The 26,540-nt window shown below is 70.3% G+C and carries 20 protein-coding genes and 1 riboswitch; of the genes, 11 read left to right on the forward strand and 9 right to left on the reverse strand.

Features of this window, described 5'->3' with window-relative positions:
• Positions 1-54: 54 nt before the first annotated feature.
• Positions 55-209, forward strand: a riboswitch (TPP riboswitch).
• The gene (thiC, locus tag ACF062_RS23720; RefSeq protein ID WP_223775615.1) at positions 202-2,007 is read left to right on the forward strand and encodes a phosphomethylpyrimidine synthase ThiC; all 1,806 of its coding nucleotides are present in this window, start codon (positions 202-204) and stop codon (positions 2,005-2,007) included. (Overlaps the previous riboswitch by 8 nt.)
• 70 nt (positions 2,008-2,077) lie before the next feature.
• Here the strand turns inward: thiC and ACF062_RS23725 are convergent, their stop codons facing one another.
• The 3 genes from ACF062_RS23725 to ACF062_RS23735 form a co-directional block, all read right to left on the reverse strand.
• A complete protein-coding gene (locus tag ACF062_RS23725; RefSeq protein WP_392140968.1) occupies positions 2,078-2,974 on the reverse strand; it encodes a hypothetical protein in 897 nt (298 codons plus the stop codon).
• A 180-nt stretch (positions 2,975-3,154) separates the two neighbouring features.
• A complete protein-coding gene (locus tag ACF062_RS23730; protein WP_223775613.1) occupies positions 3,155-4,216 on the reverse strand; it encodes a metallophosphoesterase in 1,062 nt (353 codons plus the stop codon).
• A 241-nt stretch (positions 4,217-4,457) separates the two neighbouring features.
• Complete coding sequence (locus tag ACF062_RS23735) at positions 4,458-5,579, reverse strand: LacI family DNA-binding transcriptional regulator (RefSeq protein ID WP_392140970.1); 1,122 nt, start codon at positions 5,577-5,579, stop codon at positions 4,458-4,460.
• A gap of 375 nt (positions 5,580-5,954) precedes the next feature.
• Between ACF062_RS23735 and hisC the strand changes: the two genes are divergently transcribed.
• The 6 genes from hisC (at position 5,955) to ACF062_RS23765 (ending at position 16,519) form a co-directional block, all read left to right on the forward strand.
• Positions 5,955-7,034 carry a histidinol-phosphate transaminase gene (gene hisC / locus ACF062_RS23740; protein WP_392140972.1) on the forward strand — a complete coding sequence of 360 codons (1,080 nt, stop codon included), beginning with the start codon at positions 5,955-5,957 and terminating at the stop codon, positions 7,032-7,034.
• Positions 7,035-7,289: 255 nt separating this feature from the next.
• Positions 7,290-8,840 carry a cytochrome ubiquinol oxidase subunit I gene (locus tag ACF062_RS23745; RefSeq protein ID WP_392140973.1) on the forward strand — a complete coding sequence of 517 codons (1,551 nt, stop codon included), beginning with the start codon at positions 7,290-7,292 and terminating at the stop codon, positions 8,838-8,840.
• Between the two features lie 19 nt (positions 8,841-8,859).
• Entirely contained in the window at positions 8,860-9,867 is a 1,008-nt protein-coding gene (gene cydB, locus ACF062_RS23750; protein ID WP_392140975.1) for a cytochrome d ubiquinol oxidase subunit II, read from the forward strand.
• 34 nt (positions 9,868-9,901) lie between these two features.
• Positions 9,902-13,441 carry a thiol reductant ABC exporter subunit CydD gene (cydD, locus tag ACF062_RS23755; protein WP_392140977.1) on the forward strand — a complete coding sequence of 1,180 codons (3,540 nt, stop codon included), beginning with the start codon at positions 9,902-9,904 and terminating at the stop codon, positions 13,439-13,441.
• Between the two features lie 146 nt (positions 13,442-13,587).
• On the forward strand, positions 13,588-15,324 hold the full coding sequence (locus ACF062_RS23760; RefSeq protein ID WP_392140979.1) for a GAF domain-containing sensor histidine kinase: 1,737 nt from the start codon (positions 13,588-13,590) through the stop codon (positions 15,322-15,324).
• A gap of 151 nt (positions 15,325-15,475) precedes the next feature.
• A complete protein-coding gene (locus tag ACF062_RS23765; protein WP_392140981.1) occupies positions 15,476-16,519 on the forward strand; it encodes a M23 family metallopeptidase in 1,044 nt (347 codons plus the stop codon).
• Here ACF062_RS23765 and ACF062_RS23770 read toward each other — a convergent pair.
• A complete protein-coding gene (locus ACF062_RS23770) occupies positions 16,516-17,439 on the reverse strand; it encodes a Cof-type HAD-IIB family hydrolase (RefSeq protein WP_392140983.1) in 924 nt (307 codons plus the stop codon). The two genes, ACF062_RS23765 and ACF062_RS23770, sit on opposite strands and share 4 nt — an antisense overlap.
• Before the next feature lie 143 nt (positions 17,440-17,582).
• On the opposite strand from ACF062_RS23770, the gene ACF062_RS23775 reads away from it, so the two are divergent.
• Positions 17,583-18,494 carry an LLM class flavin-dependent oxidoreductase gene (locus ACF062_RS23775; protein ID WP_392140985.1) on the forward strand — a complete coding sequence of 304 codons (912 nt, stop codon included), beginning with the start codon at positions 17,583-17,585 and terminating at the stop codon, positions 18,492-18,494.
• 129 nt (positions 18,495-18,623) lie between these two features.
• Here the strand turns inward: ACF062_RS23775 and ACF062_RS23780 are convergent, their stop codons facing one another.
• From ACF062_RS23780 to ACF062_RS23800, 5 genes are all read right to left on the reverse strand, one after another.
• Positions 18,624-19,082 carry a hypothetical protein gene (locus ACF062_RS23780; RefSeq protein WP_392140986.1) on the reverse strand — a complete coding sequence of 153 codons (459 nt, stop codon included), beginning with the start codon at positions 19,080-19,082 and terminating at the stop codon, positions 18,624-18,626.
• Between the two features lie 22 nt (positions 19,083-19,104).
• A complete protein-coding gene (locus ACF062_RS23785) occupies positions 19,105-19,716 on the reverse strand; it encodes an RNA 2'-phosphotransferase (RefSeq protein ID WP_392140988.1) in 612 nt (203 codons plus the stop codon).
• Between the two features lie 173 nt (positions 19,717-19,889).
• On the reverse strand, positions 19,890-20,789 hold the full coding sequence (locus tag ACF062_RS23790) for a MerR family transcriptional regulator (RefSeq protein ID WP_392140990.1): 900 nt from the start codon (positions 20,787-20,789) through the stop codon (positions 19,890-19,892).
• Between the two features lie 26 nt (positions 20,790-20,815).
• On the reverse strand, positions 20,816-22,597 hold the full coding sequence (locus tag ACF062_RS23795) for an SDR family oxidoreductase (RefSeq protein WP_392140992.1): 1,782 nt from the start codon (positions 22,595-22,597) through the stop codon (positions 20,816-20,818).
• Positions 22,594-23,445 (reverse strand): M24 family metallopeptidase, encoded by an 852-nt coding sequence (locus tag ACF062_RS23800; protein ID WP_392140994.1) that lies wholly within the window; start codon positions 23,443-23,445, stop codon positions 22,594-22,596. Before ACF062_RS23800 ends, ACF062_RS23795 begins: the two co-directional genes overlap by 4 nt.
• A gap of 228 nt (positions 23,446-23,673) precedes the next feature.
• Between ACF062_RS23800 and ACF062_RS23805 the strand changes: the two genes are divergently transcribed.
• Genes ACF062_RS23805 through ACF062_RS23815 form a run of 3 tightly spaced genes read left to right on the forward strand, consistent with a single transcriptional unit; the run spans position 23,674 to position 26,538 of the window.
• The gene (locus ACF062_RS23805) at positions 23,674-24,759 is read left to right on the forward strand and encodes an ABC transporter ATP-binding protein (RefSeq protein WP_392140995.1); all 1,086 of its coding nucleotides are present in this window, start codon (positions 23,674-23,676) and stop codon (positions 24,757-24,759) included.
• Entirely contained in the window at positions 24,749-25,630 is an 882-nt protein-coding gene (locus tag ACF062_RS23810) for an ABC transporter permease (RefSeq protein WP_392140997.1), read from the forward strand. The genes ACF062_RS23805 and ACF062_RS23810 overlap by 11 nt, the downstream gene beginning before the upstream one ends.
• On the forward strand, positions 25,627-26,538 hold the full coding sequence (locus ACF062_RS23815; protein WP_320590499.1) for an ABC transporter ATP-binding protein: 912 nt from the start codon (positions 25,627-25,629) through the stop codon (positions 26,536-26,538). Before ACF062_RS23810 ends, ACF062_RS23815 begins: the two co-directional genes overlap by 4 nt.
• The last annotated feature ends 2 nt before the right edge of the window (positions 26,539-26,540 follow it).

Below are 26,540 nucleotides of genomic sequence, written 5' to 3' on the forward strand. Positions count from 1 at the left end.
AACGGGAGGGGCCCTCTGTTCAGCGCGCCCGACATGACGCTAGCGTGGAGCCACCTTTGCAATCGCGGGAGCTCGGAGCACCGGGCTGAGAGGGCGCTGACCTCCGTACGAAACGGCACGAGTCGTGCATGAACGTACGGAATCCGCTGCGTCGACCGCCGAACCTGTTACCGGGTAATGCCGGCGTAGGGAGTAGGTCTCATGACCACATCGGACGCACGCACGCCTGCCTCCAGCAGCGACGAGCACGTTGAGAACGCTGTCGCGGCGGAGGCCGGGAAGTCCATCGGCTGGCACAAGGCGTACATCGAGGGTTCACGCCCCGATCTGCGCGTGCCGGTCCGCCAGGTGCACCTCACCAACGGCAAGGCCGTCACCCTGTACGACACATCGGGTCCGTACACCGACCCGTCCGCCGAGACCGACGTCCGCCGCGGCCTGCCGCCGCTGCGGGAGAACTGGATCATCGCCCGCGGCGACACCGAGGAGTACGTGGGCCGTCCGCCCCGCCCCGAGGACGACGGCATCAAGCACACCTCGCCGCGCGGCGGGCTCAAGAACCTCGACGCGGTCTTCCCCGGCCGCCCCCGCCAGCCACGCCGCGGCCGCCCGGGCCAGGCGGTGACACAGCTCGCGTACGCCCGGCGCGGTGAGATCACGCCCGAGATGGAGTTCATCGGGATCCGCGAGAACATGGACCCCGAGGTCGTGCGGGCCGAAGTCGCCGCGGGCCGCGCCGTGATCCCGGCCAACGTCAACCACCCGGAGATCGAGCCGATGATCATCGGCAAGAAGTTCCTGGTGAAGGTGAACGCCAACATCGGCAACTCCGCGGTCACCTCCTCCATCGAGGAGGAGGTGGACAAGATGACCTGGGCGACCCAGTGGGGCGCCGACACGGTCATGGACCTCTCCACCGGCCGCAACATCCACACCACCCGCGAGTGGGTCCTGCGCAACTCCCCCGTGCCCATCGGCACCGTGCCCCTCTACCAGGCCCTGGAGAAGGTCGACGGCAAGGCCGAGGAGCTGACCTGGGAGATCTACAAGGACACGGTCATCGAACAGGCCGAGCAGGGCGTGGACTACATGACGGTGCACGCCGGTGTGCGCCTGCCGTACGTCCCGCTCACCGCCCGCCGTAAGACCGGCATCGTCTCGCGCGGCGGCTCGATCATGGCCGCCTGGTGCCTCGCGCACCACAAGGAGAGCTTCCTCTACGAGCACTTCGAGGAGCTGTGCGAGATCCTCGCGGCGTACGACGTGACGTACTCGCTCGGCGACGGCCTGCGGCCCGGTTCGATCGCGGACGCCAACGACGAGGCGCAGTTCGCCGAGCTCCGGACCCTCGGGGAACTCAACACGATCGCCAAGAGGCACAATGTACAGACGATGATCGAGGGCCCCGGTCACGTCCCGATGCACAAGATCAAGGAGAACATCGACCTCCAGCAGGAGATCTGCGAGGAGGCGCCGTTCTACACGCTCGGCCCGCTGACCACGGACATCGCGCCCGCCTACGACCACATCACCTCGGGCATCGGCGCCGCGATGATCGGCTGGTGGGGCACGGCCATGCTCTGCTACGTCACGCCGAAGGAGCACCTCGGCCTGCCCAACCGCGACGACGTGAAGACCGGCGTCATCACGTACAAGATCGCGGCGCACGCGGCCGACCTCGCCAAGGGGCATCCGGGCGCGCAGGACTGGGACGACGCGCTCTCGGACGCGCGCTTCGAGTTCCGCTGGGAGGACCAGTTCAACCTGGCCCTCGATCCGGTCACGGCGCGGGAGTTCCACGACGAGACGCTGCCGGCCGAGCCCGCGAAGACAGCGCACTTCTGCTCGATGTGCGGGCCGAAGTTCTGCTCGATGAAGATCTCCCAGGACATCCGCCGCCAGCACGGCGGTGACCTGGCGGAAGGCGAGATCGAGGCGGGCATGGAGCAGAAGTCCAAGGAGTTCGCCGCCGCCGGCAACCGGGTCTATCTGCCGATCGCCGACTGAGCGAAACCTCGTAGGCACGTAGGGGGTGCCCGCAGAGTGTCGCGACGACCGGCTCTGCGGACACCCTTGCCTACTCGGGCTTGTGTTCGGGTCCGCCGAAGTCCGGGCTGGAGAAGTCGGGGCTCGAAAAGCTCGGCCGCGACCCTGTCGCCCGGCCGCCGTCCGGGCTGCTGAACCCGGGCCGGTTGTAGCCGAGTTGCGGCATGCGGCCACCCGCCGCGGCTCCTCCGGCCCCGTGCGACGGCGCGCGGGCCGCGGGAGCCGCGCCCGGATCCGTCAGGGCCTCACGGAGGAACGGCACGACGCCCCGTTCGAGGAGCGCCTGACTCCAGGCTTCCCTGGCTCGGGACACTTCCTCGTACTGCTCGCCGTGGAGTCCCGCCTGGAGCGATGTGGCGCCGTTTCGCAGGGCCGTCAGGAGCAGACCGACCGCGGCGACCAGGATGCCCCCGGCGGTGAGCGCGCCGAACAGCCATCCCGCGGTGAGCAGGGTGTCCGCGAAGGCGGGCTCGGGGTTGAGCATCTTCAGGATGTAGCCGACGAGCAGGAAGATCGCGGCGGCCGTCCCGGCGAGGACGGGGGCGAGGACCGCCACCACGGCGATCGCCCCGGCTCCTGCCGCCGCCGCGGGTTCCGCGACCTCCCCCATCGTCGTGGCGATGCCGATGCCGCCGGAGCCCGACTCCGCGGCGCTGTGTCCACTCCCTTCGCGAATCGAGGTGGAGGACGGTCGAGGTTCGCGCAACTCCTCGCGAACCTTCACGTAGTGCGCGTACTCGGCCGTGGCGGCGGCCGTGATCAGTGCTGTCGCGTTCAGGGCCATGGTGCGCAGTTGTTCGGTGTTGAGCCGCTGGCCCACTGCGGCGAGTTCAGGACGGTCAGGTGCGGTGCGCAGCGCCTCATCGAGGATCCGCTCGTATTCGGGGCGGTCCTCATTGAGCAGGTGTGGAGCGCTGTTCATGTGCATCCCCCGATGCTCCGTAGGGCTAAGGCTCGCATGGCTACGAGCCGTCGGGCAGAAACGGAGGGGAGCCTGCTACGGATAAGCCGATGGTAGAGCCGTGACGGCACGCGGTGACAGGGGGTTTCCAGAATTGGCACCCCCGGTCGGCGTGATCCTGTAAGGGGGCGCCTGCCCAGCGAACGCTCAGATACCCAGGGGGAGTTGGCAGACCAGTAGCTTTCCGGCCATGGTCACTCCACCGTCCATGGCGATGGCCAGGCCGTCGGCGTAGACGTGCGGTCCCTCGATGACCGGTCCGCCACCGTCCGACTCGTCCTCGGAGCCGACGTCACCCAGGAGGTAGGGGATGGGGCTGTGGCCGTGGACGATGCGCGTGCCGCCGTACATGTCCAGCAGCTCGCGTACGGCCGAGGAGCCCGACTCGTCGCGGAAGGCGAAGCGCTTGGTGAACTTGCGGAAGAGGTCCCAGCACTCGTCGGCGTCGTTGCGGGTGAGGGTCTCGCGGATGGTGTCGTTCACTGCCTCGATCGAGTCGCCGTAATCCAGGTAGGCGGTCGTGTCGGAGTGCACGAGCAGGTGGCCGTCGGCCTCCTCCATCGCGTCCAGCCGGGCCATCCACTGGAGGTGGTGGTCCTCCAGGCGCTCCATGTCGGTCTTCTGGCCGCCGTTGAGCAGCCAGGCGGCCTGGAAGGTGGCGGTGCCCGCGCCGGAGTTGACGGGCGTGTCGCCGAAGCGCTTGGCGCCGAGCAGGAGCAGCTCGTGGTTGCCCATGAGCGCCTTGCAGTAGCCGCCGGCGGCCGCGGCCTCGGCGGAGAGCCGCATCACGAGGTCGATGACGCCGATGCCGTCGGGCCCGCGGTCGGTGAAGTCGCCGAGGAACCACAGGCGCGCGTTGCCCGCGGACCAGTTGCCGTCGGCGTCGATGAGGCCCTGCTCCTGGAGGGCCGCGAGGAGCTCGTCCAGATAGCCGTGCACGTCGCCCACGACGAACAGCGGGCCGAGCTCGTCGCCCGGCCTCGGCTGCGGGGGATCCGGCATGACCTGCACCTGGACCGTGTCGCCGCGGTTGATGACCGGCAAGTCACGCTGGGTGGGGGTGTAGCCGTCGTCCGGCAGTCCCCCCGGAGCCGGCGCCGGAGGGCTCACCTCGGCGGGGCCGGTCGTTTCATGGACGTACGCCGGTACGCGGAAGTCGCGCAGCGTCGCCGTCCGCACATCGGGTCCCTGACCGGCCCCCTGAGTCATCGACCCCTCCACCACCATTGCGCCGCATCTGCACCGAGAACGGACTGCCTGGTCGCAGCGGCCCGCGGTGTCGTCCGCCCATCATAGGAATGCGGCTCCCGCTGTGTGGTGCACCAGGGGTGGGGAATCGGTCCCAGACCCCGGTTCACCGAGGTTTTCTCCCGAATTGGGCAGAGGTTTCCCCCCTGGTGGCGGGTTGGTAGCCCACCTCTGCCCGAAATCGTCTGAGTCAGCGTCCGGGTCAGCCCGAGCCCGAGGAGCGTGGCGGACTGACCGTCGTGCGCGGCGGACGTCGCTCGGACGAGGTGCGCACGATCAGTTCGGTCGGTATCACCTGTTCGACGGGCCCGCCCGAGTCGAGCCCCTCGATGGCGTCGATGAGGAGCTGTACGACGGCCGTTCCGATGCGTCTCGGCTTGAGGGAGAGCGTGGTGATGGGCGGTTCCGTGGTGGCGTACACCGTGGACTCGCTGCAACAGACGAGCAGCAGGTCGTCGGGGACCCGCAGGCCGTACCGCCGGGCGGCGGCGAGCAGGTCGGTGCCGTTGGGGTCGAAGAGGCCGTAGACGGCGTCGGGGCGGTCGGGCCTGGCGAGCAGTCGGTCGGCGGCCACGGCGCCCGCGCACGGGTCGTGGGCGGGGTAGGACTCGTAGACCGGGTCCTGTCCGACGCGCTCGCACCAGCGGAGGTACGCGGTCGTGGACAGGTGGGTGTAGGTGTCCGTGGTGTTGCCGGTGAGGAGGCCGATCCGGCGGGCGCCCGCCGCCGCGAGGTGGTCGAGGATCCCGAGGACCGCGGCCTCGTGGTCGTTGTCGACCCAGGCGGTGACGGGCAGCGACCCCGCGGGGCGGCCGTCGGAGACCACCGGCAGGCCCTGTCTGACCAGCTCGCTGACGACCGGGTCGTGGTCGGAGGGGTCGACGACGACGGTGCCGTCGAGCGCGACGTTGGACCACACGTCGACCGGACTGCGGCGCGAGGTGGCCGGGAGGATCACCAGGGCGTAGCCACGGGCGAGGGCGGCGGAGGTGGCGGCTCTGGCCATCTCCGCGAAGTAGGCGAATTCGGTGAAGGTGAAAGGTTCATCCCCGTACGTGGTCACGGTCAGGCCGATGAGGCCGGACTTGCCGGTACGGAGGGTTCGGGCCGCGGCGGAGGGGCGATAGCCCAGCCGCTCAGCGACCTCGCGGACATGGCGTCGGGTGGCGTCGGGCAGCCGCCCCTTGCCGTTGAGGGCATCGGAGACAGTCGTGATCGAGACACCGGCGGCCGCGGCGACGTCTCTGATGCCCGCTCGGTTCTGCCGGTTGCTCCGGCGGGCGGTCTCCGCTCGGCTCACCTGGTGCTTCCCTGCTGCTGTCATGGCGAGCCGATAGTAGGGCTCATCGGGGTGGGTAGCGCGGACGCATATTCACTCGTTGACAGGCACGTTTCTGCATGGCTCCAGCGCGCCAATGACCATGGAACGCAGGGTAGTTGGACGTTGTGAGCGTTAGTTGCCGCTGATCGTCTGGCGCGGTCCTGTCAGATGCGCGAGGTCTCGAAGAGGTCTCAACTCACCTTCACGAGGGATGCGCGCCACGGAGTGAGCCACCGGCGCACGGAACACCGCGGGGCGCTCCCCCTTGCCGCGCGCCTTCCGGAGACGGATCTCCGTAGGCCATTCGCACCAGCCTCGAATCCTCATAAGGTGAGCAGTATTCGAACTGTCGCCGGTACCGGTACGAGGAGGACTGCGGTGAGCGAGACGAGCCCGAGGCTGCGCGCCGAGCTGGAGGGTATCCCCACCTACAAGCCGGGCAAGCCCGCCGCGGCCGACGGTCCGGTGGCCTACAAGCTGTCCTCCAACGAGAACCCCTATCCGCCGCTCCCGGGCGTCATGGAGAGCGCGCTCGCCGCGGCCGGGTCCTTCAACCGTTACCCCGACATGGCCTGCACGGCCCTGATGAGTGAACTGGCCGAGCGCTTCGGCGTGCCGCTCTCGCACATCGCCACCGGCACAGGCTCGGTCGGCGTCGCCCAGCAGCTGCTCCAAGCCACGTCCGGTCCGGGCGACGAGGTCATCTACGCCTGGCGGTCCTTCGAGGCGTACCCGATCATCACCCAGGTCAGCGGCGCGACGTCGGTGCGGGTGCCGCTCACGCGGGGCGAGGTCCACGACCTGGACGCGATGGCCGACGCGATCACCGGACGCACCCGCCTCATCTTTGTCTGCAACCCGAACAATCCCACCGGCACCGTGGTCCGCAGGGCCGAGCTGGAGCGCTTCCTCGACCGGGTGCCGCGTGACGTCCTGGTCGTGCTGGACGAGGCGTACCGCGAGTTCATTCGCGACCCCGAGGTCCCGGACGGCATCGAGATCTACCGCGAGCGGCCGAACGTCTGTGTCCTTCGTACGTTCTCCAAGGCGTACGGCCTCGCGGGTCTGCGCGTGGGTTTCGCGGTCGCCCATGAGCCGGTGGCCGCCGCGCTGCGCAAGACGGCGGTGCCCTTCGGCGTGAGCCAGCTGGCACAGGACGCGGCAGTGGCCTCGCTGCGGGCCGAGGACGAGCTGATGGGCCGCGTCGGCTCGCTGGTCGCCGAGCGCACGCGGGTGGTCGAGGCGCTGCGCGGGCAGGGCTGGACGGTGCCCGAGACGCAGGCGAACTTCGTGTGGCTGCGGCTCGGGGACCGTACGAACGACTTCGCGGCGGCGTGCGAGCGGGCGGGCGTGGTGGTGCGGCCGTTCGCGGGTGAGGGGATGCGGGCCACGATCGGCGAGACCGAGGCCAATGACATCTTCCTCCAGGCGGCGGAGGCGTTCCGCAAGGAGCTGTAGCTCCTGGGCGCCGGCCGGAAGGCCCCGGAGGTACGCCTCCGGGGCCTTCCCGTGCTTCCGGCGGTTTCCGGCGGTTACAGGGGACCCCCCGTTTGGGTGAAGAAACCCAGTACGACATAATGCTTGTGAATGTGAACGCGTTCACAAGCGTGCCCCGGTTCCTCCGGAGATCAGTGGGACAAGCAGGGGCAAATCGCTGCGGTGGCCACGGCCAGCAAGGTGATTGAGGCGAGTAGGCGAGTAAGGAGAGACGCAGTGGACCTGGCTCTGGCGCCGGAGACTCTGGCGCGATGGCAGTTCGGCATCACGACCGTCTACCACTTCCTGTTCGTGCCGCTGACGATCTCGCTGGCCGCCCTCACGGCGATCCTCGAGACGGCATGGGTGCGCACGGGCAAGGAGCACTACCTCCGGGCGACCAAGTTCTGGGGAAAGCTGTTCCTGATCAATATCGCGATGGGTGTCGTCACCGGCATCGTCCAGGAGTTCCAGTTCGGCATGAACTGGTCCGACTACTCGCGCTTCGTCGGTGATGTCTTCGGGGCGCCGCTGGCCTTCGAGGCCCTCATCGCCTTCTTCTTCGAGTCGACCTTCATCGGCCTGTGGATCTTCGGCTGGGACAAGCTGCCGAAGAAGCTGCACTGCGCCACGATCTGGATCGTCTCGATCGGCACGATCCTGTCGGCGTACTTCATCATCGCCGCGAACGCCTTTATGCAGCACCCCGTCGGCTACAAGATCGTGGAGCGGGACGGCGCCAAGCGCGCGGAGCTCACCGACTTCGCCGAGGTGCTCTTCCAGGAGACGACGCTGGTCAACTTCTTCCACGTCATCTCGGCGGCCATCCTGGTCGGCGGCGCCTTCATGACCGGCATCGCCATCGTCCACCTGCGCAAGAAGCAGCACATCCGCACCATGCGCATGTCGCTGCGGCTCGGCCTGGTCACGGCCTTCGTCGGCACCCTGCTCACCGTGGTCAGCGCCGACACGCTCGGCAAGGTCATGTACGAGCAGCAGCCGATGAAGATGTCGGCGGCCGAGGCGCTCTGGGAGACGGAGAAGCCGGCGCCCTTCTCGATCTTCGCGTACGGCGATGTCGCCGAGGGCCACAACAAGGTCGCCATCGAGGTGCCCGGAGTCCTGTCCTTCCTCGCCAAGAACAACTTCAGCGCCGAGATCCCCGGCATCAACGACCTCAACAAGGAGGCGCAGGAGAAGTTCGGGCCCGGTGACTACCGGCCCAACATCCCCACCGCCTACTGGTCGTACCGCTGGATGATCGGCTTCGGCGGCGTCTCGATGGCCCTGTGCACCGCCGGCCTGTGGCTCACGCGGAAGAAGTTCTGGCTCGCCCCCGAGCACCGCACCGGCGCGGACGACATCCCCAAGCTGATGCTCACCAAGAACAAGGAGCTGGCGCCGAAGCTGGGCTCCTGGTGGTGGCGGCTCTCGCAGTGGACGCTGATCTTCCCCCTCATCGGCACCGCCTGGGGCTGGATCTTCACCGAGACGGGCCGTCAGCCCTGGGTGGTCTACGGGGTCCTGCGCACCGAGGACGCGGTCTCCCCCGGTGTCTCGCAGGGCGAGGTGCTCACCTCGCTGATCGGGTTCACGCTCATCTACGCGATCCTCGCCGTCGTCGAGGTGAAGCTGCTGCTCAAGTACATCCGCCTCGGCCCGCCCGAGCTGACGGAGGCGGACCTCAACCCGCCCACCAAGATCGGTGGACCGGGCTCGGGATCCGGCAAGGACTCCGAGGCCGACCCCGATGCCGACGCCGACCGGCCCATGGCCTTCTCGTACTGAAGGAAGGAGCGCTCAGGACATGGAACTCCACGACATCTGGTTCGTACTGATCGCCGTTCTGTGGATCGGCTACTTCTTCCTGGAGGGCTTCGACTTCGGTATCGGCGTCCTGACCAAGCTGCTCGCCCGCGACCGGGTCGAGAAGCGGGTCCTCATCAACACCATCGGCCCCGTGTGGGACGGAAACGAGGTGTGGCTGCTCACGGCGGGCGGCGCGACCTTCGCGGCCTTCCCCGAGTGGTACGCCACGCTCTTCTCCGGCTTCTACCTGCCTCTGCTGATCATCCTGATCTGCCTCATCGTGCGCGGTGTCGCCTTCGAGTACCGCGCGAAGCGGCCCGAGGAGCGGTGGCAGACCAACTGGGAGCACGCGATCTTCTGGACGTCGCTGATCCCGGCGGTGATGTGGGGCGTGGCCTTCGGGAACATCACGCGCGGCGTCAAGATCGACGCCCACAAGGAGTACGTGGGCACCTTCGGGGACCTGCTCAACCCGTACGCGATCCTCGGCGGTCTGGTCACCCTGACGCTGTTCACCTTCCACGGCGCGGTGTTCGCCGCGCTCAAGACGGTGGGCGACATCCGGATGCGGGCGCGGAAGCTGGCCCTTGGCCTCGGGCTCGTCACGGCCGTGCTGGCGCTGGGCTTCCTGACGTGGACCCAGCTGGACAACGGCGACGGCAAGAGCCTGGTCGCGATGGCCGTGGCGGTCGTGGCGCTGCTCGGTGCCATCGTGGCGATCAGGGCGGGGCGCGAGGGCTGGTCGTTCGCACTCTCCGGCATCACGATCGCGGCGACCGTCGCGATGCTCTTCCTGACGCTCTTCCCGAACGTCATGCCGTCGTCGCTGAACGAGGAGTGGAGCCTCACGGTCACCAATGCCTCGTCCAGCCCGTACACCCTGAAGATCATGACCTGGTGCGCGGTGATCGCGGCGCCCGTGGTGATGCTCTACCAGGGGTGGACGTACTGGGTGTTCCGCAAGCGGATCGGTACGCAGCACATCGCGCCCGATCCCGCCCACTGAGCCTCCCCGTGGTTTCCCGGAAGGTGTGTTTCACGTGAAACCGATCGACCCGCGCCTGTTTCGGTACGCCCGTGCCACTCGTCTCTTCCTCGTCGCGGTGGTGGCGCTGGGGTTGGTCGGTGCGGGCCTGGTCATCGGGCAGGCGATGCTCATCGCCGAGATCGTGGTGGGCGCCTTCCAGCAGGGCCTCTCCGCCGGCGATCTGGGCAGGCCGCTGCTGCTGCTCGCCCTGGTCGCGGCCGGACGGGGCCTGGTCTCCTGGCTGACCGAGCTCGCCGCGCACCGGGCGAGCGCGGCGGTCAAGTCCGAGCTGCGCGGGCGGCTCCTGGAACGGGCCGGCGAGCTGGGACCCGGGTGGCTGACCGGGCAGCGGACCGGTTCGCTGGTGTCCCTCGCGACGCGTGGCGTGGACGCGCTCGACGACTACTTCTCGCGCTACCTGCCGCAGCTGGGCCTCGCGGTGGTGGTCCCGGTGGCGGTGCTCGCCCGCATCGTCACCGAGGACTGGGTCTCGGCGGCGATCATCGTCGTGACGCTGCCGCTGATCCCGGTCTTCATGATCCTGATCGGCTGGGCGACGCAGAACCGCATGGACCGTCAGTGGCGCCTGCTCTCAAGGCTCTCGGGACACTTCCTCGACGTCGTGGCGGGCCTGCCCACCCTGAAGGTGTTCGGCCGCGCCAAGGCACAGGCCGAGTCGATCCGGAGGATCACCGGCGAGTACCGGCAGGCGACGATGCGCACACTGCGCATCGCCTTCCTGTCCTCCTTCGCCCTGGAACTGCTCGCCACCATCTCGGTCGCGCTGGTCGCGGTGACCATCGGCCTGCGGCTCGTCCACGGCGAGATGGACTTGTACGTCGGTCTCGTCATCCTCGTCCTCGCGCCCGAGGCCTATCTGCCGCTGCGCCAGGTCGGTGCGCAGTACCACGCGGCGGCGGAGGGCCTGGCCGCCGCCGAGGAGATCTTCGAGGTCCTTGAGACCCCGGTGCCGACCGCCGGGGCGGGGGCCGCGCCCACGGGTGCACTGAGCGTGGAGGGTGTGACGGTCCGCTATCCCGGGCGGGCCACGGACGCGGTCTCCGGGGCGTCCTTCACCGTCGCGCCCGGGGAGACCGTGGCGCTCGTGGGGCCCAGTGGGGTGGGCAAGTCGACCCTCCTGAACGTGGTGCTCGGCTTTGTGCGGCCCACCGAGGGGCGGGTGCGTGTCGGGGACGTCGACCTCGCGGACGTCTCGCCGGAGCGGTGGCGCGAGCGCATCGCGTGGGTGCCGCAGCGGCCGCACCTCTTCGCCGGGACCATCGCGGAGAACGTACGGCTCGCGCGGCCCGATGCCTCCGAGGCGCAGCTGCGGGAGGCCCTGCGGGACGCGGGAGCCCTGGAGTTCGTGGACGCGCTGCCCGCCGGGGCCGAGACCCCGCTCGGGGAGGACGGGGCGGGGCTCTCCGCCGGGCAGCGGCAGCGGCTCGCGCTGGCGCGGGCGTTCCTGGCCGATCGGCCCGTGGTGCTCCTCGACGAGCCGACGGCGGCGCTGGACGGCGGGACCGAGGCCGAGGTCGTCGAGGCCGTCCGGCGGCTGGCCGTCGACCGGACCGTCCTGCTGGTCGTGCACCGGCCGGCGCTGCTGGCCGTCGCGGACCGGGTGGTGCGGTTGGCCGGCACGGATCGGGTGGTGCGGCCGGCTGGTGCGGACCGGATGGTGCGGCTGGGGGCGGGCCGGCCTCCGGGGGCCGGGGCGGCCGAAGCCCTGGTCGATGCCACCGGGGGCGCCGGAGCCTTCGGTGACCCCGTGCCGCCGCTGGACGGCTCGCGGGCGGTCCGGGCCCGGCACGGGGTCCTGGCCCGGGTACGGGAGGCCGCGGGGACCCGGCGCGGGCAGCTGGCGCTCGCGCTGCTCCTCGGCTCGCTCGCGCTCGGCAGCGCGGTGGGGCTCATGGCGACGTCCGGGTGGCTGATCTCGCGGGCCTCGGAGCAGCCGCCGGTGATGTATCTGATGATCGCCGTGACGGCGACCCGTGCCTTCGGCATCGGCCGTGCCGTCTTCCGGTACGCCGAGCGCCTCGTCTCGCACGACGCCGTGCTGCGGATGCTGGCCGACACCCGCGTCGCCGTGTACCGGCGCCTGGAGCGGCTCGCCCCCGCCGGGCTGCGCGCCACCCGCCGGGGCGACCTCCTCTCCCGGCTGGTCGCCGACGTCGACGCCCTTCAGGACTACTGGCTGCGCTGGCTGCTGCCCACGTCCGCCGCGGCCGTGGTGAGCACGGGAGCCGTCGGCTTCACCGCCTGGCTGCTGCCCGAGGCCGGTGCGGTGCTCGCCGTCGGCCTGCTCGCCGCGGGGGTCGGGGTCCCGCTGCTGAGCGGCGCCGTGGCGCGCCGCGCGGAACGGAAGCTGGCTCCCGCGCGCGGGGTGCTCGCCACGCGGGTGGCGGACCTGCTCACCGGCACCGCCGAGTTGACCGTCGCCGGTGCGCTGAAGCGTCGTACGGCCAAGGCCAGGGAAGCCGACGCCGAGCTGACGCGGATCGCCTCCCGGGGCGCCACCGCCACCGCGCTCGGTGACGGGCTCGGCGCGCTCGCCACCGGGCTGACGGTGACCGCGGCCGCGCTCGCCGGTGTGCAGGCGGTGCAGGACGGGCGGCTGAGCGGTGTCGTCCTCGCCGTGGTCGTGCTCACGCCGCTCGCCGCCTTCGAGGCGGTGCTGGGGCTGCCGCTCGCCGTGCAGTACCGCCAGCGGGTCAAGAAGAGTGCCGAGCGCGTCCACGAGGTCCTCGACGCGGCCGAGCCCGTACCGGAGCCCGCCGTGCCCGCCCAGGCGCCCGGCTCGCCCTTCCCGCTGCGCGTCGGAGCACTGCGCGCCCGCCACGAGGGGCAGGCGGGGGACGCGCTCGCGGGCGTCGACCTGACGTTGGAGCGGGGGCGGCGGATCGCCGTGGTCGGCCCCTCCGGTTCCGGCAAGACGACGCTTGCCCAGGTGCTGCTGCGGTTCCTGGGGGCGTACGAAGGGACGTACACGCTCGGTGGTGTGGACGCGGCCACGCTGGACGGCGACACGGTGCGCGGCATGGTCGGGCTGTGCGCCCAGGACGCGCACATCTTCGACAGCTCGGTGCGCGAGAACCTGCTGCTCGCCAAGAAGGACGCCACGGAGGGCGAACTGCGGGACGCCTTGGAGCGGGCGCGGCTCGACGGCTGGGTCGGCTCGCTGCCCGACGGGCTCGACACACTCGTCGGTGAGCACGGCGCGCGGCTCTCCGGAGGGCAGCGTCAGCGGCTCGCGCTGGCCCGCGCGCTGCTCGCGGACTTCCCCGTCCTGGTGCTCGACGAGCCCGCCGAGCACCTTGACCTGCCGACCGCGGACGCCCTCACCGCCGATCTGCTGGCCGCGACGCAGGGGCGTACGACGCTGCTCATCACGCACCGGCTGGCCGGGCTCGACGCGGTCGACGAGGTGATCGTCCTCGACGCGGGGAGGGTCGCGCAGCGCGGCACGTACGCGGAGCTGGCGGCGGTGGAGGGTCCGCTGCGGCGGATGCTGGAGGTGGAGCGAGCGGCGGATCTGCTCACGGTGGGCTGACACGGCAGGTACTGAACCTCGGAAACCTTGGACCGGTGCGCGGGCTGGACCTTGGACCGGAGCTCGGACTGGACCTTGGACCGGCGCGCGGGCTGGACCTTCGCTTCAACTTTCCCCTGCAAATAGGACTAACTAGGCTCAAAGGCATGTCAGTCCCCTCGGCCTCCGCCGACCCCCCTCTCCCCGACGGCCCACCGGACTCGGCGGACTCGGCGGCGCGGGCGCCCCACAGCCTTCAGGGGCTCTCGCCCGAGCTGGCCTCGCGGGTACCGCAGCTCCTCGAAGCCATGCGGTCGGTCGGCACCGGGCTCGAACTCCACACCACCCTGGACCGCATCTGCGAGACCGCCGCCGAGCTGGCGGACGCCCACTACGCCGCGATCGGCGTCGTCTCCGAAGACGGCGACGGGCTCTCCGACTTCGTCTTCCACGGCATCGACGCGCGGACGGCCGAGCGGATCGGGCGGCTGCCCGACGGCCACAAGGGGCTCCTCGGCGCCCTCATCCACCAGCCGAGGACGCTGCGCCTCGCCGATCTCTCCACCGACCCGCGCTCCTGCGGTTTCCCTGCCCACCACCCGCCGATGCGGACCTTCCTCGGCGTCCCCATCCGCGTCCAGGGGGAGATCTTCGGCAACCTCTATCTGACCGAGAAGCGGGACGGAGCCGAGTTCAACGACTACGACGTGCACATGGTGCGCGTCCTGGCCACCGAGGCCGGTATCGCCATCGGCAACGCGCGCCTCTACGAAGCCGCCAAGCAGCGCGAACGCTGGATCGACGGCTCCGTGGCGGTCACCACGGCGCTGCTCTCCGGAAGTGACGCGGACGACGCCCTCGCCGTCGTCGCCGAGCAGGCCAGGCACCTCGCGGACTCGGCCGCCGGAATCGTGCTGCTGCCCGACGACGAGGGCGGCATGGAGGTCGTCGCCGTCTCCTCGGACGAACCCACCGGGGCACTCGGCATGGTCGTCCCCGCGGAGAGCCGCATCGTCTCCCAACTGCTCGAAGGGCAGGCGGTCTTCATCGACGACGCGGCGACCGACCCCCGTACCGTGACGCACCTTGCCGGCCGCTACGGCCCCGTCATGATGCTGCCGTTGCAGAGCGACGGCCGGGTCCTCGGCACCCTAGTGACGCCCCGCGCGCGCGGGGCACGTCCCTTCACCGAGGCCGAGCGGACGCTCGCCGCCCAGTTCGCCTCGCAGGCCGCGCTCGCGCTGATGATGGCCGAGGCGCAGCGGGACCGGGAGCGGCTCGCGGTGTACGAGGACCGCGACCGGATCGCCAGGGACCTGCACGACCTGGTCATCCAGCGGCTCTTCGCCACCGGGATGATGCTGGAGAGCGCCCAGCGCAGGTCTGTCGTGCCGGAGGTGCAGGTCGGCGTCGGCAAGGCGGTCGACGAGCTGGACGTGACGATCCAGGAGATCCGTACGGCGATCTTCGCGCTTCAGCAGGGACCGGCCGAGGCGCCGTCGGGGCTGCGCACCCGAGTGCTCCGGGAGATCAACATGGCCGCCGTCCCGCTCGGCTTCAAGCCCTCGCACCACTTCGTGGGCCCCGTCGACACCGTCGTGGGCGAGCTGACGGGGAAAAACCTCATCGCGGCCCTGCGGGAGGCCCTGTCCAACGCCTTCCGGCACGCGCACGCCGCCCGCATCGACGTCGTCGTCGACTCGACGGTGCTGCTGCCCGGCGACCGGCGGGGCGTGCGGCTGACGGTCGCCGACGACGGGGTGGGCATCGCGGAGGGCGGCCGGCGCAGCGGCCTGAAGAACCTCAAGAGGCGGGCCGAGTCGCTGGGCGGCGACAGCTGGTACGGACCCGGCATCGGAGAGGACGGCGGCGGCACGACGGTGGTCTGGCAGGCGCCGTACTGATCTGCGGCGGGGCGGCACTGGCCGCCGGCCGGGCAGCGCCCCCCGGCAGCCCTGTTCGGCGGTATCTCCGTGGCCCGTACGGGGCACCGTGCCCCCCAAGTGCACGAGTCCAGCCGCGCCCGCGCCACCGCCGCGGGCAACGATCCGTGACATGCGCCAGAGCCACCGTCGTCCGCACCCTCTCCTCAGTGTGTCGGCACTGCTGTGCGCGCTGCTCGGGCCCACCCCGCCCGCTGCCGCCTCCGAGGGGCCAAGTACGAGCGCGGATGTGGCACGCCTCTACGAAGAGGCCTCCCTCGCGACGGCCCGCTACGAAGAGGGCCGACGGGCGGCACACCTCCAGAGGGCGAAGGTTCGGAAACTGAACCGACTCCTCTCCGAGAAACAGCACGACGTCGCGGTGCTCCACGGTGACCTCGGTCGGCTGGCGAGCGCCCAGTACCGCACCGGCGGCGGCCTCCCTTACACCGCGCAGCTGCTCCTGGCCGACAGTCCCGACGCGCTGTTGCGCGGCAAGCAGGTCCAGTTGCAGGCCGACCTCGCCGTCAACAGTGCCGTCATGAAGACGCGCCGCGCCGTGGCCCGCCTCACGGCCGCCAAACGCGAGGCGGACCAGGCCGAGCAAGGCCTGGACCGGCGCCTGACACGCCTGGCGGTGCTGAAGCGTGGCATCGAGCGGAAGCTGGAGTCGGCCCAGTGGGCCCTCCAAGGTGAGGCCGACCGGGCGGTGGCCGCAGGGAAGTGCCGGGGCGCCGTCCGTCTGCGCCAGCCGAAGAAGAAGGCCTCCACGCGCGCGTGGGTCACGCCCGTGAAGACGTACGAACTCTCCGCGGGCTTCGACAGCACCGGGAAACGCTGGGCGCGCCGGCACACCGGGCAGGACTTCGCGGTCGACATCGGGACGCCCGTGCGGTCGGTCGGCGCGGGCCGGGTGGAGAGCGTGTCGTGCGGCGGGGCCTTCGGCATCGAGGTCCTGGTGCGCCACCCCGGCGGGTACTTCACGCAGTACGCGCATCTAGCGGCCGCCGCCGTCGATCAGGGGGACAAGGTGCGCACCGGCCAGTGGATCGGCCAGGCCGGCACGAGCGGCAACTCGACCGGGCCGCATCTGCACTTCGAGACGCGGCTCACCCCGTATCTCGGGTCGGGCGTCGACCCGCGGAAGTGGCTGGCGGAACGGGGCGTCGAACTCTAGGAGTTCCGCTCCCGGCGCTCCGCCACGATCCGCTCGATCACGACGGCGACCCCGTCGTCGTTGTTGGCGACCGTGCGCCCGGAGGCGGCGGCTATGACGTCCGGGTGGGCGTTGCCCATCGCGTACGACGTACCGGCCCAGGTCAGCATCTCGATGTCGTTCGGCATGTCTCCGAAGGCGACGACTTCCTCGGGGGAGATGCCGCGCTCGGCGCAGCACAGCTCCAGTGTGCTGGCCTTGGAGACGCCGGGACCGCTGATCTCCAGGAGCGCGCTGGGGCTGGAGCGGGTGACCGTCGCCCGGTCGCCGATGGCCGCGCGGGCCAGCACCAGGAAGTCGTCGGGCGCGAGTTCGGGGTGGAAGGCGAGGACCTTCAGGACGGGCTGCTCGGCGACGACCGGGTCGCCGGGGTCCTCGGCGAGCAGCTTCTCGGCGGGCGCGACGCTCTCGCCGGGCTCCATGTGCAGCGGCGGATACGTTTCCTCGTGGTGCAGTCCCCCGGTCCGCTCCACCGCGAAGGACGTGCCCGGCGAGGCGGCGCGCAGCCTGCGGACCACGTCCAGCGCGCACGCCCGCTCCAGCTCGCGGGTCTTTACGAAGCTGTGGGTGCCGGGGCCGCCGTGCAGGTCGACCACCGCCGCGCCGTTCCCGCAGATGGCGAGACCGTGGCCGTGGACGTGGGCGCTGACGACGTCCATCCAGCGGGCCGGGCGGCCGGTCACGAAGAAGACCTCGATCCCGGCCTCCTCGGCGGCGGCGAGCGCGGCGACCGTGCGGTCGGAGACCGACTTGTCGTCGCGCAGCAGCGTGCCGTCCAGGTCCGTCGCGATCAGCCGGGTCCGCGGGCGCTGCCCGGCGGGGGCGGGAGCGGCCGGGGCGGTGTCGGCCGGGGGCTGGGGCCCTGGGTTAGCTGAGGTCACGCCGTCGATTCTCCCGCATATGCCGCACGGCCGTGCGCTGGGGCGCACATTTGAGTGCCGTCGGTCTCCCGCCCTGCCCAGGACTGACTCATGGGGTCCCGGTGGCCGCCGGGGCCTGTGCGCGTCACCGTAAGCTCGGAGGCATGAGCCTGCGTCTGAGCACCGTGATCCTTCCCGTCCGTCGCTGGCACGAAGGCGGGCGCGACCAGTGGCTGCGCGCCGAGGAGCTGGGCTTCCACGCCGCGTACACATACGACCACCTGGCCTGGCGCAGTTTCCGTGACGGCCCGTGGTTCGGCGCGGTGCCCACGCTGACCGCCGCGGCGGCGGCCACCGAGCGGCTGCGCCTGGGCACGCTCGTGACCTCGCCCAATTTCCGTCACCCGGTGACCCTCGCCAAGGAACTGATCTCGCTCGACGACATCTCCGGCGGGCGGATCACCCTCGGCATCGGCGCTGGCGGCAACGGCTTCGATGCCACGACGCTCCTCAAGAAGGACCAGGAACCCTGGACGCCGCACGAACGTGCCGACCGGTTCGGTGAGTTCGTCCCGCTGCTCGACCGCCTGCTGACCGAGGACTCGGTGACGTACGAGGGAACCTTCTACTCGGCGACCGAGGCCCGCGACATCCCGGGCTGCGTCCAGCGGCCCCGGCTGCCCTTCGCGGTGGCCGCGACCGGCCCGCGCGGTCTGCGGCTCGCGGCGCGGCACGGCCAGGCGTGGGTGACCACGGGCGACCCGAAGCTCTCCGAGGGGGGTACGCCCGAGCAGTCCCGCGAGGCGATCCAGGGGCAGATCGAGAAGCTCGACAAGGCGTGCGCGGACATCGGGCGTGACGTGGCCGAACTGGACAAGGTCTTGCTGACCGGCTTCACCCCGGACCGCAACCGGCCCCTGGAATCCCTCGACGCCTTCGTCGACTTCGCGGGCAAGCACGTCGAACTGGGCTTCACCGAGATCGTGGTCCACGCCCCGGTCCCCGACTCGGACTTCGCCGCCGACCAGGCCGTCTTCGAGCAGATCGCCACCGAAGCCCTGGCGCAGCTGCGCTGAGCGCGGGCGGTACGGAGGTACGGAGGCACGCGGTACGGACGGTACGCCGCGGAAAGCCCGGACGGCGGGGCTCAGGGCACCCGGCGCCTGGCACCTTGTCTTTCCGGAGGCCTTTTTGGAGGCGCTCGCTCAACGGACCCGGGCGCTGAGCCAGGGCGTGAGGGTGACCATCGGGATGAACTCCTTGTACGTCTCGTCGCCGGGCAGCGGCACGATCAGGCGGTAGCCCGGCGGGAAACGTCTGCCCCTGACGTACGCGAGCCCGCTGAGGACCGACCGTACGAAGGCGGGCACGGAGTCCCGCGGCACGTCCGGGCACTCGACGCCCTCCACGGTGATCAGCGCGTCGGCGTCCCCGTCGTCGTCGGGATAGAGCCGCACCGAGATCCGGGGCGAGCCGCCGAACTGCACGAAGGCCTCGTGCGGCAGCGACCCGTCGGGATCCGCCGTCACGCCGACGCCCGCGGCGGTGCGGCGCGAGGTCTGGTCGGCGCCGATGTCGTGCGAGACCTCGATCTCCCGGCCGTACTCGCGGGCGATCGAGCGCAGGGCGGTGAGGGCGGCCTCGGTGCTGTGCAGATGCTCCATGCAACCGATCATGCCCGCCCGCTCAGTGGGGGCCGGGGAAGCGCAGGCACTCAGGCGGTACGGCGGCCGTGAGCCAGACGCCATTGCCGCTGACCTGGAAGACATGGCCGTCACGGTGCATCGCGCCCGCGTCGACGGACAGGACGACGGGCCGCCCACGCCGGGCACCGACGCGCGTCGCGGTCTCGCGGTCGGCCGAGAGATGCACGGCGTGCCGGTTCATGGGACGCAGCCCTTGCGCACGGATCGCGGCCAGGTGGGCGGCCACGGTGCCGTGGTAGAGGTACGCGGGCGGGGTCGCCGGGGGCAGGCCGAGGTCGACGCCCACGGAGTGTCCCTGCTGAGCGCGGATCCGGCCGCCGTCCACGGCGAAGCGCTGCTTGTCGTTGACGGCCACCACGTGGTCGAGCTCGGCACGGGTGAAGGGGAAACGGTGCGCGGCGGCCGCGGCCAGAAGCGCGTCGATCTCCACCCAGCCGTTCTCGTCGAGGGCGAGCCCGATCCGGTCGGGCTGATGCCGCAGGTGCCTCGACAAATACTTGGACACTTTCACGGTGCGCCGCTCATCGGGGGAGCGCCCCCGCCGGTCCGCCGCGTCATGTCGTGAGTCGGCGTCGGGGGGTCCTTCTTGCATGCCCCAGCGTTCCGCTGATTCGTTCTCCGCGCACTTGATTTTTGTCCACCGACCTTTCATCTATGAATTCGGGCCCGCAGGTTTGATCCACAGCCAAGTGCGGTTATCCACAGGCCAGTTGATAATTCTGTGGACAACCAACAAGCTATAGGCGGGACTTACCCAACAATGTTCTAATTATGGTCAGTTGTCGCAAGTGCGTCCAATGTCCGCGCCTGCACCTCGCGTTCCGTGGCTGCCGCTATGAACGCCGCCGCGTTGCTTTCCCCAACCAGCGCCCGAACCGCGCGCATTGTGGATGCCGGGAGGGCGACGCTTTGCGGCTCCTCGACCGGATCGGCCGCGAGGGCCGGGTCGAGCTGCTGACGCAGGTGGCGGGTCGCGAACAAGCGCATGGCACGAGCGAGTTCGGCGTCCACCGACTGCTGGGCGAGTGGTCTGAGCCTGCGTACGAGCGACGCGGCCTCGGCGGCATCCGCCTCCGTCGGAGGATGGTGACCCAGGTAGCGCGCGAAAACGTGCTCCGTGGTGAAGTCCAGGAAACGGGAAGCTATATGTTCGACCTGCGCCCTCAACTCCCGCAAATGCCCGGCAATCGCCGACAACGGAACGCCCGCCGCATGCAACTCCACTGCCACGGCCAGCTCTTGAGGGCTCGGTACCAGGAACTCGTCCTCGCGTCCCGCCACCGGCTCCAGCACCCCGAGCGAGACCGCGTCGGCCACCGCAGCCTCGTCCGGGACGCCGCCGAACGCGGCGTCGAGCTCCGCGCGCGTGATCCGGTCAGCCTTCTCGTCCGTCCAGGGACCGTCGACCTCCGCGGCCAGGCCGAGCACCCCGCCGAGGCCCCGACCGGTGTCCCAGGCCTCCAGGAGTTCCTTGATGGAGGCCAGGGTGTAGCCACGGTCGAGCAGGTCGGCGATCTGCCGGAGCCGCGCCAGATGGGCCTCCCCGTACACATTGGACCGGCCGCGCCGCTCCGGGCGGGGGAGCAGCCCGCGGTCCTGATAGGCGCGGATCGTGCGCACCGTCGCGCCGCTGTGGTGCGCCAAGTCCTCTATGCGGTACTCCACGCTGACCTTCCTCCCCCGTGCCTCGCTCACAACGGGGGCTCCAACCGGGCTATCGCCCGCAGGGCCTTCGGTGTGAAGCGGGACATGAGATGGGCGCCGCGGGCCTCGGGGGTGACCGGGACGACCGCCTGATTCCCGACGACGGCACGCAGGATGGCGTCGGCGACCTTCTCCGGCGGGTAGTCGCGCAGGCCGTAGAGCCGGGAGGTGCGCTTCTGGCGGCGCTTCTCCTCGACGGCGTCGACACCGACGAAGCGGGCCGTCGCGGTGATGTTCGTGTTCACGAAGCCCGGGCATATCGCGGAGACCCCGATGCCCTGCCCCGCCAGCTCCGCGCGCAGGCACTCGCTGAGCATCAGGACGCCGGCCTTGGATGTGCTGTAGGCGGGCAGCGCCTTGGAGGGCTGGTACGCCGCTGCCGAAGCGGTGTTGACGATATGGCCGCCCTGGCCGCGCTCGGCCATCTGCTTGCCGAACAGACGACAGCCGTGGATGACCCCCCACAGATTGACGTCCAGGACCTTCCGCCAGTCCTCGGTGCTGGTGTCGAGGAAGGAGCCGGAGAGGCCGATGCCCGCGTTGTTCACCAGGACGTCCACGACGCCGTACTCCCTGGCGACCTTCTCGGCGAGCTTCTCCATGGCCTGCTCGTCGCTCACGTCGACCGCCTCGCCCCAGGCTTCGGGAGCACCGATCAGGTGGGACATCTCCGCGGTGCGGGCCGCGCTCTCGGCGTCCCGGTCGACGGCCACCACACGCGCCCCCGCCTCGGCGAACGCGAAGGCGGTGGCCCGCCCGATGCCGCTGCCCGCGCCGGTTACCAGGATGAGTTGGCCGCCGAACCGGTCGGCGTGCTTCCCCGTGGCCCGGCTGTCCTTGGCCGGCATGCCGTCCTCATTGGAGGTCACGAACTCGCTGATCCAGGCCGCCAGTTGGTCGGGGCGGGTGCGCGGCACCCAGTGCTTGGCCGGCAGGGTCCGCCGGGTCAGCCGGGGGGCCCACAGCTCCAGGTCGTCGTAGAGCCGCTCGGACAAGAAGACGTCACCGGAGGGCGTGATGAGCTGCACGGGCGCGTGGGCGTACGCATCGGCGCGGGGCCTGCGCAGCCTCGCGCGGATGTTGTCGCGGTAGAGCCAGGCGCCGTGGGCGGCGTCCTGGGGCAGGGACGGCGTCGGATAGTCGCCCGCCGGAACCTTCTCCACGCGCTCAAGGATCCTGGGCCAGCGCTTGCCGAGCGGGCCGCGCCAGGCGAGCTCCGGGAGCACGGGCGTATGCAGCATGTACACGTACCAGGACTTGGCGCCCTGGCCGAGCAGCTGACCGACCCGGCGCGGGGTGGGCCGGGACATCCGCTTCTTGATCCAGTGCCCGAAATGGTCGAGCGAGGGCCCTGACATCGACGTGAAGGACGCGATCCGCCCCTCGGTCCGCTGGACCGTGACGAACTCCCAGGACTGCACCGAGCCCCAGTCATGCCCCACCACGTGCACCGGCCTGTCCGGGCTGACCGCGTCGATGACCGCCACGAAGTCGTCGGTCAGCTTCTCCAGGGTGAAGCCGCCGCGCAGCGGTCGCGGCGCGGTCGACCTGCCGTGCCCGCGCACGTCGTACAGCACGACGTGGAAGCGGGGGGCGAGTCGCTCGGCGACCTCGGACCACACCTCCTTGGAGTCCGGATAGCCGTGCACGAGCACGACGGTGGGCCGCTCCGGGTCGCCCAGCTCGGCGACGCACAGCTCCACCCCGCCCGTGCGCACCCAGCGCTCGCGCGCGTCCCTCATCTTCTCCGTGTCCGCTCCGGTGGTCATGCGGCGGCCCTCTCCTCAGCCCAGCGCCGCACATGCGGCAGATCGTCGTCCAGCCAGAACGCGCTCTGTTCGGGGTCCTTGGAGTCGGTGACGACCAAGATCTCCTCGAACTTCGCGCCCGTACCCCTGAATCCGAGGTGCGGCTCGACCGCCCAGAGCCCCTTCCGAGGCGGGTGGTCGGAGAACTTGTAGGGGGACCACAGCGGTGACCAGCCCTCCCGGTGGCCCCGGAGGGCGTCGCTCGCCAGGCCCTTGAGCGACTGCGTGCCGAACCCGAAGAGGTGCGGTGACAGGCGACGCTCCTTGACCCGGTCGACCTTGTGCGCGATGACCCCGAAGGGATACGCCCGATGACGGTTGGCATAGCCCTGGCGGACCATGAGGCGGTCCACGTCCTCGTATATCTCGCGCAGCGGCCGGCGCTCGCGCACCTCGCGCAGGATCAGCTCGCGGTGCGCCTCCAGGTCGGCCAACAGCTTGTCGTGCACGGGATTGAGGCCCAGACAGCCGGAGTAGCCGATGTCGGCCGTGAAGCCCTTGTAGACCGGGGCCATGTCGAGGATGAAGGGCATCCCCGGCTCCAGCTCGCGGTGGGTGGGGAAGAACTGCAGCGGTATCCGGAAGTTCGCGAACGCCGTGCGGTCGCCGAACCAGGCGAAGGGCAGGTGGAACCAGTCCCGCACGCCCCGCTCCCGGAGCCACTCGCGCTGCATCCGCGCGGCCCCGCGCTCCGTCACACCCGGCTTGAGCTGGGCCGCGACCGCCTCCGCGCATTCATACGCGAGGCTCTGCACTTCCCTGAACCCCCGCAGTTCCGCGGAGAGTTCGCCTGCAACTGCTGAGGTCATGCCACCGTCCGTCCCGAGCCCGGTCCATCCCGTGTCCGGCTCGTCGCCGTACGCGGTCGTAACTTGACACTGATGAATGTGACAATGCTCGGCGGCTGCGTCAATAGTTCTGCCCGAGCCTGCGGGAGAGGTCCGGAAGTTCCCCCAGGGGTAGACCTCCGTTCGACCCTTACGGGCCCGTAATACTCCAGAGTGAGAGCAGGGCAAGCCCGTGGTCTGACGACTGGTGTGGCCTGCGCCACTACCGTCGAAAACGTGACTGTGATCGCGACCGAAAGCCTGAGCAAGCGGTTCCCGAGGGTGACCGCGCTTGACCGGCTCTCCATGGACATCGAGCCCGGCGTGACCGGACTCGTCGGGTCCAATGGCGCCGGCAAGTCCACTCTGATCAAGATCCTGCTGGGTCTGTCCCCCGCCACGGAGGGCACCGCCGCCGTGCTCGGCCTCGACGTCGCCACCAGCGGCGGCGAGATCCGCGAACGCGTGGGGTACATGCCGGAGCACGACTGCCTGCCACCCGACGTCTCGGCCACCGAGTTCGTCGTCCATATGGCGCGCATGTCGGGGCTCCCGCCCACCGCGGCCCGCGAGCGCACGGCGGACACCCTGCGGCACGTGGGGCTGTACGAGGAGCGTTACCGCCCCATCGGCGGCTATTCGACGGGCATGAAGCAGCGCGTCAAGCTCGCCCAGGCCCTCGTCCACGACCCCCAACTGGTCTTCCTGGACGAGCCGACGAACGGCCTGGACCCGGTCGGACGCGACGAGATGCTCGGCCTGATCCGCCGCGTCCACACCGACTTCGGCATCTCGGTCCTCGTCACCTCGCACCTCCTCGGCGAGCTGGAGCGCACCTGCGACCACGTCGTCGTCATCGACGGCGGCAAGCTCCTGCGGTCCAGCTCCACCACCGACTTCACGCAGACCACCACGACCCTGGCCGTCGAGGTCACGGACACCGACGAACACCCCGACGGCACCGGAGCCTTGCGGGCGGCGCTGACCGGACGCGGCATCGACACCCGGACCGGCGGCGAGCTGCCCGGCGCGGGCCACACGATCCTGCTCACCGCCGAGGGCGAGGAGACGTACGACCTCGTGCGGGACCTCGTCGCCGACCTCGGCCTCGGCCTGGTCCGGATGGAACAACGCAGGCACCACATCGCCGAGGTCTTCAAGGACCAGGACCAGGACGACGACCGGCATCAAGACCGGCATCAGGACCAGCACGCGCGTCCGGAGCCGGGCTCCGAGCACGCCGCCACGTGGGCCGCCACCGCACAGCAGACAGGAGGCGGACGCGATGAGCAGTGAGTCCACCCAGATCCACAACATCGGGTACCGGAACTACGACGGCCCGCGCCTCGGCCGGGCCTACGCCCGCCGCTCCCTCTTCTCCCAGAGCCTGCGCGGCGCGTACGGCCTCGGGCGCTCCGCGAAGTCCAAGGTCCTGCCCATGATCCTCTTCGCGGTGATGTGCCTCCCCGCCGCGATCATGGTGGCGGTCGCCGTAGCCACCAAGGCCAAGGACCTCCCGGTCGACTACACGCGCTACGCGATCGTCCTACAAGCCGTCATCAGCCTCTTCCTCGCCGCCCAGGCGCCCCAGACCGTCTCCCGCGACCTGCGCTTCAAGACCGTGCCGCTCTACTTCTCACGCCCCATCGAGCGCGGTGACTACGTCCTCTCGAAGCTGGCCGCGATGACGTCGGCCCTCTTCATCCTCACGGCCGCCCCGCTGCTCGTGCTCTACGTGGGGGCGCTGCTCGCCAAGCTCGACTTCGCGGACCAGACGAAGGGCTTCGCGCAAGGCCTGGTCTCCGTGGCGCTGCTCTCCCTCCTCTTCTCCGGCATAGCCCTCATCATCTCCGCGATCACGCCCCGCCGCGGCTTCGGCATCGCCGCCGTCATCGCCGTCCTGACCATCACCTACGGCGCGGTGTCCACGGTCCAGGCGATCGCCTACGAACAGGGCAGCACCGGGGCCATCGCCTGGCTGGGCCTCTTCTCGCCGATCACGCTCATCGACGGCGTACAGACCGCCTTCCTCGGCGCGACCTCCGCCTTCCCCGGAGGAGAAGGCCCCTCGTCCGGCGTGGGCGTCGTCTACGTACTCGTCGTCCTCGGCCTCATCGCGGGCTGCTACGGCGCGATGATGCGCCGCTACCGAAAGGTCGGGCTGTGACCACGATCAACATCGACCACACCTCACGCTGGTTCGGGAACGTGGTCGCCGTCAACGACATCACCATGAACATCGGCCCGGGAGTCACGGGGCTCCTCGGTCCGAACGGCGCGGGCAAGTCGACGCTCATCAACATGATGGGTGGCTTCCTCGCCCCTTCCACGGGCAGCGTCACCCTCGACGGCAGGCCGATCTGGCGCAACGAACAGATCTACAAGGAGATCGGCATCGTCCCCGAGCGCGAGGCGATGTACGACTTCCTCACCGGCCGCGAGTTCGTCGTCGCCAACGCCGAGTTGCACGGCCTGGACGAGCGCGCCGCCAAGAAGGCCCTCGCGACGGTCGAGATGGAGTACGCGCAGGACCGGAAGATCTCCACGTACAGCAAGGGCATGCGCCAGCGCGTGAAGATGGCCTCCGCCCTGGTCCACGACCCATCCGTGTTGCTGCTCGACGAGCCCTTCAACGGCATGGACCCGCGCCAGCGCATGCAACTGATGGAACTGTTGCGGACGATGGGCGCCCAGGGCCGCACCGTCCTGTTCTCCTCGCACATCCTCGAAGAGGTCGAGCAACTGGCCTCACACATCGAGGTGATCGTCGCCGGACGGCACGCGGCGAGCGGTGACTTCCGCAGGATCCGCCGGCTGATGACCGACCGGCCCCACCGCTACCTGATCCGTTCCAGCGACGACCGTGCCCTGGCCGCCGCGCTGATCGCCGATCCGTCGACGGCCGGCATCGAAGTCGACCTCAAGGAGGGCGCGTTGCGCATCCAGGCGGTCGACTTCGGCCGGTTCACGGCGCTGCTCCCCCGCGTCGCGCGTGAGCACGGCATCCGGCTTCTGACGGTCTCGCCCTCGGACGAGTCCCTCGAGTCGGTCTTCTCCTACCTCGTCGCGGCCTGAAG

This window comes from Streptomyces sp. NPDC015345 (assembly GCF_043078805.1).
Taxonomy (GTDB): Bacteria; Actinomycetota; Actinomycetes; order Streptomycetales; family Streptomycetaceae; genus Streptomyces.